Origin of the sequence: Pannonibacter phragmitetus (assembly GCF_050510895.1) — a bacterium.
GTDB classification, from domain to species: Bacteria; Pseudomonadota; Alphaproteobacteria; order Rhizobiales; family Stappiaceae; genus Pannonibacter; species Pannonibacter phragmitetus_B.
This window is the reverse complement of record NZ_JBNINT010000001.1, coordinates 184,771-197,584: the sequence shown is the minus strand read 5'-3', so window position 1 is coordinate 197,584 and position 12,814 is coordinate 184,771. Positions and strand designations below refer to the sequence as shown.

The following is a 12,814-nucleotide window of genomic DNA, read 5'->3' as shown; positions in this document are numbered from 1 at the left end:
AGAGGACAAGACAATGGGAATCAGCCAGTTACCAAACGCGGCATACGCAGAAACAAGGGCTGGATTCCTCGTTGCAGATTCGTCACTATGGTCCGTGAAATGAAATCACGGTAAAAACTTCTTAACCTCGCGCCGGTAACGTCTCCTTCATCATCGGGGGAAGTTCCGGCCGCCAGGCCGACAGAATGCGAGAAGTGATTTGCGTACACGGTTTGCCCGAGACAACGCCATGACCCTGCTGAAGCGCCTTGCGGCGCTCGTTTGTGTTTTTGGCGCCATGCTCCTTGCGCCTGCCCTGGTTGCGCCCGGCCTGTCATCCGCACATGCCGAAACCCGCACCCTCAAGCTCTATAACGTGCACACCAAGGAAAGAGTTCAAATCACGTTCAAGAAGAACGGCCGGTTCATTCCGGGCGGTCTTCGGGATGCGAACCGCTTCCTGCGTGATTGGCGCCGTAACGAGATTACCAACATCGATCCGAAGCTGCTGGATCTGGTGTGGGAAGTCTACCAGCAGGTGGGCGGGCGCGATTACATCAACGTGGTGTCGAGCTACCGCTCTCCGGCGACCAACAACATGCTCCGCTCCCGTTCGCGCGGCGTCGCCCAGAAAAGCCAGCACATGCTTGGCAAGGCGATGGACTTCTTCATCCCCGGCGTTGACCTTGCCACCCTGCGCGCCACGGGCCTGCGCAAGCAGGTGGGCGGCGTTGGCTTCTATCCGACATCCGGCTCTCCCTTCGTTCACATGGACACCGGCAGCGTCCGCCACTGGCCGAAGATGAACCGCCAGCAGCTGGCCAAGGTGTTCCCGGATGGCAAGACCATTCACATTCCGTCCGACGGCAAGCCGATGCCCGGTTACCAGCAGGCGCTCGCCGAGCTGAAGTCCGGCAAGCGGTCCGCACCTATTGTTGTTGCCAGCGCATCCGACGACGACGAAGGCGGCAGCAGCAGCCGCATGAACACCCGGGGTCAGACGCTGACCTCCGGCGATGATGGGCGCCCCGTCCGTCAGGTTTCCAAGGGCGGCAATTTCCTGACTGCGCTGTTCTCGGGCGAGGATGACGATATCGAACAGGCTGCCGCGGAACCGGATGAAGCTCCAGCTCAGGTCCGTCCGGGTGCAGTCGCTGCACGCGGCACTCCGGCCGCGACACCGGTGGCAACGCCTGCCCCGGCTCCCGAGCGCGCTCCGCCCCCGCTGCAGAAGCACCTGTTATCACCGCTGCCGTCACCCCGAAGGGCAAGCCTGAAGAACTGCGCGAGCCTTCCAACATTCCGTTCCAGGTCGCAGAAGCTGCTGCTGGCGGGGTGAATGCGGATGAGGCGCTGCGGCAACCTGTTGCCGTAACCCAGGCTGCAGTGCAGCAGGCTGCGCTTGTGGCCGTACCGCATGCCAAACCGCAGACCGCAGCTGCGAGCGCGATAGCACGGGCGAACGACCCTGTTGCCGCGATCCTTGCTGCGACCGGAACACAGCCTGCTCCCAAGCCCCATCTGGCCGCAACGGCGCTTGCCTACGCCTCTCAGGCAGCCACCCAGCCGCAGCCAAGCACGCAGGATGTTCTGCGCGCCAAGGCTGCCGAGGCTGCCGCGAAGATGGCACGCGACAAGAAGAAGCCGTCCAAACCTGCAGCAACGCTGGCTGGCATTGTTCCGGCACAGATCAAGGACCCGCTGGCAGGCTTTGCCCGCGCACCGGACAAGACATCGCCGGAGATCATCTCGGCTGAATCGACCCTGCGCACAGGCACCTTCGCGAAGATGAGCCACCCCAACCAGCGTAAGCTCACCGAGCTGCTGGAGCCGGGTAACCGCTTCCTGAAGAACGGCTTCACGACAGCAGCCCCGCAGGACATCCGCGCCGACCGCTTCTCCGGAACAGCCGTCGCGGTGCTCCCGGTGATCTACACGCGCTGACTACCGGACAAGCGCAGACTTGAAACAAGAAGAGCGGCCCCATGAGGCCGCTCTTTTCATGTCCGGCTACCACCGGAAAAGAAACGGGCGGCCGAAGCCGCCCGTGATGTCTGTGCCAAGCCGCTCAGCCGTTACCGGCGTAGGCCGACATGCCCAGAGCCTGGAGGTACAGGTCGAGGATTGCTTCCTCTTCCTCACGCTCATGCGGCTGCTTCTTGCGCAGGGAAATCACCTTGCGCAGAATCTTGACGTCAAAGCCGTTGCCCTTGGCCTCCGCATAGACATCCTTGATGTCATCGGAGATCACCTTCTTCTCTTCCTCAAGGCGCTCGATACGCTCGATAAACGCCCTGAGCTGGTCTGCGGCAACGCCACCCGGATCTGACATGCTAGCACTCCTTCAGTTTTGAATTGCGCCTGCCCTGCCACGGCCTGAAGGCCGGGTCAAGCGGCGCTTGATGGGAAGTCCCAAAGTTTGAAGACGGATCAATGCTCCGGACGGCTGGCCTCGAAGGCTGCCTTCTGTTCCGCGGTCGCCTCGCGCTGGTGGAGCCGCTTCCAGTCGTCATACGGCATGCCGTAGACAAGCTCCCTTGCCTCGTCCTTGCTCAGGGACGCGCCAGCTTTGCCAGCTTCTTCCGTCATCCAGTTGGACAGGCAATTGCGGCAAAAGCCAGCGAGGTTCATCATGTCGATGTTCTGCACATCGGTGCGCTTGCGCAGGTGCTCCACCAGCCGGCGGAAGGCCGCCGCCTCCAGCTTTTCCTGCGTTGCTGCATCAAGATCCATCTGTGTCTCTCCGCTTGTTTCAGTCCGCTCGCGAGCCGTAGTGCTGGATCTGGCGCAGATCAGGCATCCCCATCAAGCTGCGCAGAATTGGCTCCAACCGGTCAGCCCACTCCAGCACACCCGCCTCATCCCCGATCAGATCCTGCCGGACCTCGATCAACACATGGGCAAGGCCGCGCCGGGTGCAGTGGCGGTACATTGTGTCGTTTTTCAGGGCCCCATCGTAGGGCTCATTGTCTCCCACGACCAGCGTTCCATCCGCAGACAGGGCCTCCAAGACAGGCGTCACCGCACGCGGATCCTTGTCCCACAACAGCCCTGCATGCCAGGGCCGGGGGTGCCGCGCCAGACCGGCGTATAGCTGTGGATCGACACGACGACAGGAGGCGCGGCAGCTTCAAGCATCGCATCCAGAGTGGCGGCGATGCGGTCATGATAGGGCCGGTGATAGAGCGCAATGCGCCGTTCCCGCTCTGCCGCATCATGGCAGGCATTGCCCAGCACGACGGCGCCATCAGACAGGCGCATCACCAGCGTGGGATCGTCTTCCCCCGGTTCGGATCGATCAGCAGGCGCGAGAAGGTGGTCATCAGCGCCGGAGCCGACAGGCGCCGCGCCAGTTCCAGCGTCAGCGGCCGCACGCCAATGTCATAGGCGATGTGGCGTTCGAACTGTGCAGCAGGCAGGCCAAGATCGCCATATTCGGGCGGCAGGCTGTTGCGGGCGTGATCGCACAGCAGCAGCAGCCCGCAGGCGAGATTCCCGTCAATCGCTTCGACAGGTTCAAATGCGGAAGGGTTCAAGTGCATTGCTCGGGGATGATTGTTGAGAGGATGCGCAATTCGGGTGACGCAAGCGGATCGCTTGCGTAAGGAATAGAACATAGAGGCGCCTCTACCAACAGGTTTTCGATGCCCGTCGCAACGCACACTGCTTCCTTTCTCGAAACCTTGTTTCAGGCAGCCGTTGATGCTGCACTGCCTGGACAGTGCCTTCCCCCGCATTTGCCTGAACCTGAAGAGAACGGCCGGATTGTGCTGCTGGCGGCAGGAAAGGCGGCAGGCTCCATGCTTGAGGCGGCGGAACACCACTACCGTGAGAAGCTGGGGCTGGGACCGGACCGGCTTCTGGGGCTCGGTGTTACCCGCCATGGCTATGCGCGGCCCACAGGCACCATCGAATTGATCGAGGCCGGTCACCCCGTTCCCGATGAGGCGGGCGTCGCAGCAACACTCCGCTGCCTTGAGCTTGCCCGCAACGCTAAGGCAGGTGACCACGTGGTGGTGCTGCTCTCCGGCGGCGGTTCCGCCAACTGGATTGCTCCGGCTGAAGGCGTCTCCCTGGCAGACAAGCAAGCGCTCACAAAGGCGCTGCTGCGTTCCGGAGCAACGATCGACGAGATCAACACCATCCGCAAACACCTCTCCCGCATCAAGGGCGGCCGCCTTGCCAAGGCGATCCATCCAAATGCCCGGCTGACGACACTTGCCGTCTCAGACGTGCCGCATGACGATCCGGCGGTGATTGCCTCCGGCCCCACAGTACCGGACCCGACAACGCTGCAGCACGCCCGCGGCCTTTGCCTTGCCCGCGGCATAGAGCTGCTGCCCTCCATTCGCGCTGCGCTGAATGATCCGGCTAACGAAAGTGTGAAGCCCGGTGACGCCGCCTTTGAAGGCAGTGCCTATACTCTGGTGGCAACGCCGATGCAGTCCATCGAAGCCGCGAAGCGCGTGGCGGAGGCTGCCGGTTTTGAGACCATCATTCTGGGCGACAGCATCGAGGGAGAGGCGCGAGATGTTGCAGCCACTCATGCCGCACTCGCCATGGACCTGAAGCAGAGTGGCCGCCGCTGCGTGCTGTTGTCCGGCGGGGAACTGACGGTGACCATTCGCGGCAGTGGCCGGGGCGGACCGAACCAGGAATATGCACTGGCCCTCGCCAATGCCCTGAAAGGCGCGGAAGGCATTTCGGCCGTTGCTGGCGATACGGACGGCACCGATGGCGGACGCGGCGAGGCAGACGATCCGGCAGGTGCCAAGCTTGATCTCGTCCACCCTCTCGCGGGCGCAGGCTCTGGGTCTTGATGCTGCCGCATTTCTGGCGAGAAACGACAGCACCAGCTTCTTCGAGAAGCTTGGGGATCTGCTGACGCCAGGGCCAACTTTCACCAATGTCAACGACTTCCGTGCCGTTGTCATTGACAGGACATGACCCGGGCCGCAAAAGTCCTCACAAATTATCGGATTAAATCGGTTTAATGATCACGGACAAGGAACGCGAGGCATGAGAGATCCGGCATGGACCGGCACAGGCTTTGCGCGTGCAGCTCTTGCATTTGCGGCTTTTGTTGCTGTTGCTCTCCTCAGCGATACGGCAAAGGCAGATTTGCGTCTGTGTAATAAGACCGAAAGCAACGTTGGCGTTGCAATCGGATACAAGGACAAGACTGATTGGGTCACCGAAGGCTGGTGGAACCTTGCCGCCAACAGCTGTGAAACGCTTGTGCCGGGAGCACTTGTGTCACGCTACTATTACATTTATGCCGTCGATTACGATCAGTTTGGCGAATGGGGCGGCCGGGCGTACATGTGTACGCGCGAAAAAGAGTTCACGATTCGCGGAATTGAAGACTGTGTGGCGCGCGGCTATGAGCGCACCGGATTTTTCGAGATCGACACAGGCGAGCAGAGCAACTGGACGGTTCAGCTGACTGAGCCGGTACAACAGGGAACGGGTGCACAATGAGGCGAAATCGGCGCGTTAAAATTCTTGCAACTCTGGGACCGGCCTCATCCACCCAGGAAATGATCGAGAAGCTGTATATGGCCGGCGCGGACGTGTTCCGCATCAACATGAGCCATGCTGACCACGATCTGATGCGCGAACTGGTGCGCCGCATCCGCGCCGTCGAGGAAAAGGTCGGCCGCCCGATCGGCATTCTCGCCGACCTTCAGGGGCCCAAGCTGCGCGTCGGCAAGTTCGCCGAAGGCCCGGTGATGCTGGAAGACGGCGCCACCTTCGTGCTGGACTCCGACCCTGCTCCTGGCGACGTGACCCGCGTCTATCTGCCCCATCCGGAAATTCTCAAGGCGCTTGAGCCGGGCCACCGCCTGCTGCTCGATGATGGGAAGATCCGCCTCGTAGTGACAGAATGCACCGCCTCTCGTGCCATGACGCGCGTGGAAGTGGGCGGCAAGCTGTCCGACAAGAAGGGCGTCAGCGTTCCGGATTCGGAAATCGGCATGAGCGCTCTCACCGACAAGGACCGCTCCGACCTGACTGCCGTGCTGGAAACCAGCGTGGACTGGATCGCCCTGTCCTTCATCCAGCGCCCGGACGACATCGCAGAAGTGCGCAAGATCGTGCGTGGCCGCGCCGGCATCCTCGCCAAGATCGAGAAGCCGCAGGCCATCGACCGTCTGGCCGAGATCATCGAGCTGTCGGACGCACTGATGGTTGCCCGTGGCGACCTTGGCGTGGAAATGCCGCTGGAGCAGGTGCCCGGCCTTCAGAAGCGCATCACCCGTGCCGCCCGCCGTGCAGGCAAGCCGGTGGTTGTCGCAACCCAGATGCTGGAATCCATGATCACCGCTCCGGTGCCGACCCGCGCTGAAGTGTCGGACGTGGCGACGGCCGTGTTCGAAGGCGCCGATGCCATCATGCTGTCGGCTGAATCGGCTGCGGGCCAGTTCCCGGTCGAAGCGGTCAGCACCATGGACCGGATCGCCCAGCAGGTCGAAACGGATCAGAACTTCCGCACCATCATCCACGCACAGCGTACCGAGCCGGAAGCCACCGGCGCCGATGCCATTTCGGCAGCTGCACGGCAGATCGCCGAAACGCTGAACCTTGCCGCCGTCGTCTGCTACACCTCGTCGGGCGCCACGGGCCTGCGTGCTGCGCGTGAGCGCTGCTCTGCTCCGGTTATCGCCCTGTCGCCGGTTGCCTCCACGGCGCGCCGTCTTGCCCTCGCCTGGGGCCTGCACTGCGTCGTCAGCGAGGATGCGAACGACGAGAACGACATGGTGAACCGCGCCTGCAAGATCGCCAGCCAGGAAGGCTTTGCAAAGCCCGGCCAGCGCGTGATCGTGACGGCCGGCGTGCCCTTCGGCACCCCCGGCTCCACCAACATGCTGCGCATCGCCTTCGTCGGCAGCGACGGCAAGACGGGCCTCTAAGGCCAGTCAGATACCAGACACCGAATGGCCCGCCTCTGGCGGGCCATTTTGTTTGAAGGGCGGGCTAACCATACTGACGGCCTATCCCTGATACTGCCGCCCTAAAGCCCCCGGATCAGCGCAACGATTTCATCCGTATGGCTGTGCTGCGGCATGTGACCGGCGCCAGGCAGTTCGATGAGGCGGCAGTCGGGTAGATCACGCTCCAGCCCCTTTGAGTGAATGCTGGGCCAGACAACCGTATCCTGATCCCCTGTAATGGCGAGTGCAGGCTGTGTGATGTGGCCGTAGTGGCGGGACTGTTCCGCAAGGTGGCGGTTGAAAGCCGCAAGGTCCATGGCATTGGCGCGGAAACTCTCCGGCCGGAACAGCAGATCCACACCGATGGCCGCGTCATAGCCTTCCGGCACGGCAGCAGGGGCAAAGACATTGCGCATGGACGCCGAAGCCAGACGCTCGGCAGCCGGCAACGCCAGCGTGCGGCAGAACAGCTCTCCGATCACTGGCAGTGCCGCAAGCTTGTAATACCACGCGACGCCGCCATTCCAGGGGTGAGTGGCGGGGGCAAGAAACACGAGCCCCCTCACTCTGTCAGGCGCTTCCAAAGCCAGTGCGGCGGCCACAGAGGTGCCAAAGGAATGCCCGACGACAAGCGCAGGCCCGAAGTTCAGCATCTCCAGGAGCGCCGCAATGCGCCGGGCCTGATCCCTTGGCGATGCATCGGGCGGCAAGTTCCGTTCGGAGAAACCAAGGCCCGGCCGGTCAACGAACAGCATTTCGTGCGTGTCCGCAAAATGCGGGGCAAAGGCGAGGTGAAGATCCTGAAGGTTTCCACTCGCGCCATGGATGAAAAGCAGGCGTGGAACATCACCAGAGACAGCTGGAGGCCGGCAATGGACATAGTGCACGTGTGCACAATCAACAAAACCAAGCGTTCCTGCCGGTCTATGGCGGGCGTTGATGCGCCTGCGGCGAAGTTCGGTGTAGAGGGCGAGCAGAATGAATACGGCGAGAACAATCAGCAACAACGACACTCCGGCAGCCGGTTGGGCCTGAGTGCACCGGCAGGAAAATGGTGCCAGACCTCAGATGGGTTCGCCGGCCAGTTCCGTCTCAAGCTCTTCGATAGCTTTACGTGCGCTGTCGAGCCCTGGATGAATCTCGGCCACACGGCGGAACGTGGCCAGGGCCTTTTCCTTTTGTTCCAGTTGCCGCTGGATGATCGCCAAACCGGACAAAGCGCCCCAGTGGCGCGGCTCAAGCGCCAGAACATGCTCGATGTCGGCGAGTGAACGGCCATATTCCCGTTTGACGTAGTAAATGGTCGCCCGCCGGTTCCACGCTTCAGCGAAGTCCGGCTTCAGCCGAAGCACAACATCCATGAGATCAAGGGCAAGACCGTAATCCTCGGCCCTGAGAGCGATGGCGGCGCGCTCCATCAGGAGGTTCACCGTGTCGCTGCCGGATTCAAGATGAGCTCTCTGGATCTTGCGCGCTATCGGAGCTGCATCGCTATCCGATTTTGCAGCAGCAAGGTCCCGGTAGAGGCTGTCGAGCGGCTTCTCGTCAGCCTGGGCGTCAGGCGCCCTTGAGGCACCGGACGAATCCTCCTCGCCTTCCGGCGGCAGGGTGTTGAGATCCTCTGCGGAAGGCGGTGGCGTACCGGGCGTCACATCCTGCGCCAGCGAAGGCTGGAGCGGAAGGGCAAGAAGGAAAGTGTAGAACAGGAAAAGCCGCATGCTGACAAGGATACCTTGCTGCACGCGGCCGTCAATCCTGCAAGTCAAGAAGGGGCTCACGATCCCGCGAGCACCAGCAGCTCAGCCCTGACGGGCCTTGAAGCGCGGGTTCTTCTTGTTGATGATGTAGACGCGGCCCTTACGGCGAACCATGCGGTTTTCCCGGTGACGGGCCATCAGCGCCTTGAGAGAGTTCTTGATCTTCATCGTTCTGTCCCCGGAAGGGCCCTGCTGTTCTACTCAAAGAAACGGGCGCCTGGGCGCCCGCATGGACTCGGTTTCTGGTCAAAAACCCCGGCGCGGATATCGCGCCTGAAGCCTCTTTCCTCACCTGCAGCAAACCGGGCCCTCGCCTTGTCTGCTGCAATAATGGTGGGCGTGACAGGGATTGAACCTGTGACCCCTACGATGTCAACGTAGTGCTCTCCCGCTGAGCTACACGCCCGAAATCTTCGGAACCAAAAGCGCCGGAGCGCTGCGGTGGTCAGCGATATAACGGGGATCGCCGGACTGTGCAAGACCCCAATCTCAGAACCGTCAAACAATTTTTCAGACGGCACTGACCTGTGGAAAGTCATCTCTCCACATCGCTGACCGGCAGCCCTCAGGCTGCCAGCATGCGTTCGACTTCCTGCACAAGGTCCTTCAGATGGAAGGGCTTGGACAGAACCTTGGCATCTTTCGGCGCATTTGAATCCGGGTTCAACGCCACGGCAGCGAAGCCGGTGATGAACATGACCTTGAGGTCCGGGTCCAGCTGCGTAGCGCGGCGGGCCAGCTCGATGCCGTCCATCTCCGGCATGACGATATCCGTCAGCAGAAGAGCGAAAGGCTCTTCCCGCAGGCGTTCATAGGCACTCTTGCCGTTATCAAAGGACACGACATCATGGCCGGCGTTCTCAAGCGCCTTGGCCAGAAAGCGCCGCATATCATTGTCGTCTTCCGCCAGAAGGATTCGCGACATGGTGGACAACCGTCAAACTCCGAAACTCAGGAAAACCACCGCCGGGGGTGGCTGCTCGATGCCAGTTATAATTCCAATCCGCCGTAAAGATAGAGTGAAGCGGGCTTGAACGCCGCGCTTTCTCTCATTTGTGGACAGAGCTGTTGATTCCTTGGCAAGATAAGGAAACGGCAACCCTGCACACATACAGGCTGCCGGAAGAGCGGAAAGCGGTCAGCCCCATGCGCATCATCACCGGCTTCGGAGCGGAGCCTGTCTTTGAACCAGCCTTCGAGATTCTTGCGCCCGCTGACCAGCGCCTGCCGTTCGTGTTCAATTCGCCCCATTCCGGCGTCTGTTACCCGCAAAGTTTTCTCGACGCCTCCCGGCTCGACCGGCTGACAATACGCAGATCGGAAGATGCCTTTGTGGATGAGCTTTTCGCAGGCGTGGTGCCGATTGGCGCGCCGCTGCTGCGCGCCCATTTCCCCGCGCCTATCTGGATGTGAACCGGGAGCCCTATGAACTGGACCCGAAGATGTTCGATGGGCGCCTGCCCGCCTATGCCAATGTGCGTTCCTTGCGGGTGGCCGGCGGTCTTGGCACGATTGCCCGCGTGGTCAGCGAAACGCAGGAGATCTATGCCCGGCGCTTGACGGTGGAAGAGGGCATGGCGCGGATCGAGGCCATCTACAAGCCTTATCACTCCACCTTGCGGCGGCTTCTGGCGCAAACGCATGTGGCTTTTGGCTATGCGGTGCTGATCGACTGCCACTCGATGCCCTCCACCGTGAGGTGCCAGACTTCGGGCATCCGGCCCGACTTCATCCTGGGTGACCGCTATGGCACCTCCTGCCCTATCGAGCTGACGGACATGGCGGCAGACCTGCTCCGCGCGAAAGGCTATACGGTGAGCCGCAACAAGCCCTATGCGGGCGGCTTCATCACCGAGCATTACGGGCGCCCGGCCAAGGGGCTGCATGCCCTCCAGGTGGAAATCAACCGGGGTCTCTACATGGATGAGGAAACACATGAGCGGGGGACGGATTTCGCCCGCGTTGCCGCCGATCTCATGGACTTTGTCCGCGAGCTGACCGCCATGCCGGACAGCGCCTTTTCGGCCTGGTCGATCGCAGCCGAGTAACGCACCTCAAGACAACGCAGGATGACACAGCCCAGAAAAAGGGCCGCACTCAAAAGAGGCGGCCCGAGTCTAGGAGGAAACGCCCAAGGAGGGCGGCGCTACAACGCAACGCGTCGTATCGCGCTGCAATAAGTTCGCATTGCAGCGCACAAACGTCAAGAGGTCCCGCATTTTTCCAAGTGGTTCCCTTTGACGGCATGGCGCAGCGAAGGCTAGAAATGCGGGCACTGCAGCATTTATTAAGTGGCTGAAATAAATGGAAGTCTCCGCGAAAATCCGTATGTTGCGCGGCAGGCCGAGCCTCAAACGGCAAGACATGCAAGGAAGGCATACCTGACATGCAAATTTCTCATGATCTCTATCCCTTCCTCGAAGACCTGGCCAAGGCCTCCAGCGCCGCCATCCTCCCGCATTTCCGCACCAGCCACAGCGTGGAAAACAAGCTCAGCGGCGGCTTTGATCCCGTGACAGTGGCTGACCGGGGCGGCGAGGAAGCCATGCGTGCCCTGATCAACGCCCGGCATCCGGAGCACGGCATTCTGGGCGAGGAGTTCGGCAGCGAGCGCACGGATGCGGAGCATGTCTGGGTGCTGGATCCGATCGATGGCACCCGCTCCTTCATTACCGGCCTGCCCACCTGGGGAACGCTGATCGGCCTGACGACCCACGGCAAGCCCAGCCTTGGCATGATGGTGCAGCCCTATGTGAACGAGGTCTATGCCGGCGACACCCAGTCCGCTTGGTATCGTGGCCCGTTGGGCACGCAGCAGCTGAAGTCCCGCGCCTGCGCCAGCCTTGCTGATGCGGTTCTCTTCACCACCAGCCCGCGCATTTTCAAGCCGGTGGAGAAGCAGGCCTATGACCACATCGAGAAACAGGTCCGCCTGGCCCGTTACGGCACCGATTGCTACGCCTATTGCATGGTGGCCGCCGGCATGGCCGATGTGGTGATCGAGGCTGGTTTGCAGGCCTATGACATTGTGGCCCTTGCCCCCATCATCGAAGGGGCGGGCGGCGTTGTCACCACCTGGACCGGCAGCTCACCGGCCAACGGCGGCCGCATCGTCGCCAGCGGCGATCCGCGCCTGCATGAAATCGTGCTGAAACAGCTGGCAGACGTACCGCAGAACTGAGCCTTGTTGCCTGCGCCTTCATTCCTCTCCGGGGATGAAGGCGTCGAAAGCGGCCCAGAACTGCTGCCTGTAGACGTCCTGTTCCATCAGCAACTCGTGCTCAGCGCCCGGAATATCGATGAAACCGGCGGCCCGGATACGGGTGGACAGCTCTTCCGTTGCCCGGCTGGAGACGATTCGGTCCCGTCCGGCGGCGATCATCAGCACCGGCACAGCCACGGACGGGCCAAACCGCAATTCGCGGAATGACATCAGGCAGCGCACGGCAGCCGCCAGCCAGCCAATGGTGGGCGGACCGATTTCCAGTGCAGGATTTGCCTTGCCGATCTCCACCATGCGCTCAAAACGGCGCAGGTCGCTCGTCTGGCGATTGGTCTCGAAGGTCTCGGCCTTGCCGTTTCCGCGCCCCGGCACTGGCGCAAGGGCAAGACCCAGCATTGCCAAAAGCCGCGCCAGCCGGAAAATCATCCGCTCCTTGCGGCCAAAATCGCTCAGCCCGGTGAAAGGCGCCGAAAGCACGGCTCGGGAGATCTGCGTGCGCAGACGCTCTGTTGCCGATAGGAACACCGCCCCGCCTGTGGAATGAGCCAGCACATAATGCGGCCCCGGACAGTCGGCGAGCGAAATGCCCCCCACCACCGTCTCCAGGTCGACACGATAGCGGGAAAAGCTGCTGACATTGCCGCGCTTCAACGAGCCAGGATGGCTATCGGAACCACCCTGCCCACGCCAGTCGAAGGTCACCACATGGAACCCCCGTTCCTGCAACTCCGTGATGACCTCGAAATATTTCTCGATGAACTCCGCCCGCCCCTGCAGCAGTGTCACAGTCCCCTTCAGCTGACCCGGCTTCGCAGGAAAACGGGCATAGCGCAGCTTGACGCGGTCCGGCGTTTCAATGAAACCGGCCACCGCGCCATCAGGGATCGGATTGCCGGGAATTTCGGTCAGCGTCATCAGGA

11 protein-coding genes, 1 tRNA gene and 4 pseudogenes are annotated in these 12,814 nt (G+C 61.8%); 7 read left to right on the top strand and 9 right to left on the bottom strand.

Going from position 1 to position 12,814, the window contains the following annotated elements; genetic code table 11:
* Positions 1-229 precede the first annotated feature (229 nt).
* A pseudogene (locus ACQB61_RS00935) lies at positions 230-1,120 on the top strand (DUF882 domain-containing protein); the annotation flags it as partial.
* Positions 1,121-1,314: 194 nt separating this feature from the next.
* A complete protein-coding gene (locus tag ACQB61_RS00930; RefSeq protein ID WP_430511111.1) occupies positions 1,315-1,923 on the top strand; it encodes a hypothetical protein in 609 nt (202 codons plus the stop codon).
* A 124-nt stretch (positions 1,924-2,047) separates the two neighbouring features.
* On the opposite strand, the gene ACQB61_RS00925 is transcribed toward ACQB61_RS00930, so the two are convergent.
* From ACQB61_RS00925 to ACQB61_RS00915, 3 genes and pseudogenes are all read right to left on the bottom strand, one after another.
* Positions 2,048-2,311, bottom strand: a complete 264-nt coding sequence (locus tag ACQB61_RS00925; RefSeq protein ID WP_019964827.1) for a DUF2312 domain-containing protein — start codon at positions 2,309-2,311, stop codon at positions 2,048-2,050.
* A 98-nt stretch (positions 2,312-2,409) separates the two neighbouring features.
* Positions 2,410-2,712 carry a DUF1244 domain-containing protein gene (locus tag ACQB61_RS00920; protein WP_430511110.1) on the bottom strand — a complete coding sequence of 101 codons (303 nt, stop codon included), beginning with the start codon at positions 2,710-2,712 and terminating at the stop codon, positions 2,410-2,412.
* Positions 2,713-2,731: 19 nt separating this feature from the next.
* Positions 2,732-3,521 (bottom strand): annotated as a pseudogene (locus ACQB61_RS00915) (N-formylglutamate amidohydrolase).
* Between the two features lie 102 nt (positions 3,522-3,623).
* Here ACQB61_RS00915 and ACQB61_RS00910 point away from each other — a divergent pair.
* From ACQB61_RS00910 to pyk, 3 genes and pseudogenes are all read left to right on the top strand, one after another.
* Positions 3,624-4,926 (top strand): annotated as a pseudogene (locus ACQB61_RS00910) (glycerate kinase type-2 family protein).
* 72 nt (positions 4,927-4,998) lie between these two features.
* Complete coding sequence (locus ACQB61_RS00905; RefSeq protein ID WP_050472437.1) at positions 4,999-5,460, top strand: DUF1036 domain-containing protein; 462 nt, start codon at positions 4,999-5,001, stop codon at positions 5,458-5,460.
* Positions 5,457-6,893: a pyruvate kinase gene (gene pyk, locus ACQB61_RS00900; protein ID WP_430511109.1), complete on the top strand. Its 1,437-nt coding sequence runs from the start codon at positions 5,457-5,459 to the stop codon at positions 6,891-6,893. Before ACQB61_RS00905 ends, pyk begins: the two co-directional genes overlap by 4 nt.
* Positions 6,894-6,994: 101 nt before the next feature.
* Here pyk and ACQB61_RS00895 read toward each other — a convergent pair whose 3' ends face one another.
* The 5 genes from ACQB61_RS00895 to cpdR all read right to left on the bottom strand — a co-directional run bounded on the left by ACQB61_RS00895 (position 6,995) and on the right by cpdR (position 9,596).
* Positions 6,995-7,927 (bottom strand): alpha/beta fold hydrolase, encoded by a 933-nt coding sequence (locus ACQB61_RS00895; RefSeq protein ID WP_430511108.1) that lies wholly within the window; start codon positions 7,925-7,927, stop codon positions 6,995-6,997.
* Between the two features lie 51 nt (positions 7,928-7,978).
* Positions 7,979-8,656, bottom strand: a complete 678-nt coding sequence (locus tag ACQB61_RS00890) for a tetratricopeptide repeat protein (RefSeq protein ID WP_430511107.1) — start codon at positions 8,654-8,656, stop codon at positions 7,979-7,981.
* 57 nt (positions 8,657-8,713) lie between these two features.
* Positions 8,714-8,839, bottom strand: coding sequence for a type B 50S ribosomal protein L36 (gene ykgO, locus ACQB61_RS00885; protein ID WP_019964836.1), 126 nt, complete (start codon positions 8,837-8,839; stop codon positions 8,714-8,716).
* A gap of 163 nt (positions 8,840-9,002) precedes the next feature.
* A tRNA-Val gene (locus tag ACQB61_RS00880) sits at positions 9,003-9,077 on the bottom strand.
* A gap of 159 nt (positions 9,078-9,236) precedes the next feature.
* Positions 9,237-9,596, bottom strand: coding sequence for a cell cycle two-component system response regulator CpdR (gene cpdR, locus ACQB61_RS00875; protein ID WP_019964837.1), 360 nt, complete (start codon positions 9,594-9,596; stop codon positions 9,237-9,239).
* A 221-nt stretch (positions 9,597-9,817) separates the two neighbouring features.
* Between cpdR and ACQB61_RS00870 the strand changes: the two are divergent.
* A pseudogene (locus ACQB61_RS00870) lies at positions 9,818-10,719 on the top strand (N-formylglutamate amidohydrolase).
* 338 nt (positions 10,720-11,057) lie between these two features.
* Positions 11,058-11,852, top strand: a complete 795-nt coding sequence (gene hisN, locus ACQB61_RS00865; RefSeq protein WP_430511106.1) for a histidinol-phosphatase — start codon at positions 11,058-11,060, stop codon at positions 11,850-11,852.
* An 18-nt stretch (positions 11,853-11,870) separates the two neighbouring features.
* Here the strand turns inward: hisN and ACQB61_RS00860 are convergent, their stop codons facing one another.
* Positions 11,871-12,809: an alpha/beta fold hydrolase gene (locus tag ACQB61_RS00860; protein WP_430511105.1), complete on the bottom strand. Its 939-nt coding sequence runs from the start codon at positions 12,807-12,809 to the stop codon at positions 11,871-11,873.
* Positions 12,810-12,814 lie beyond the last annotated feature (5 nt).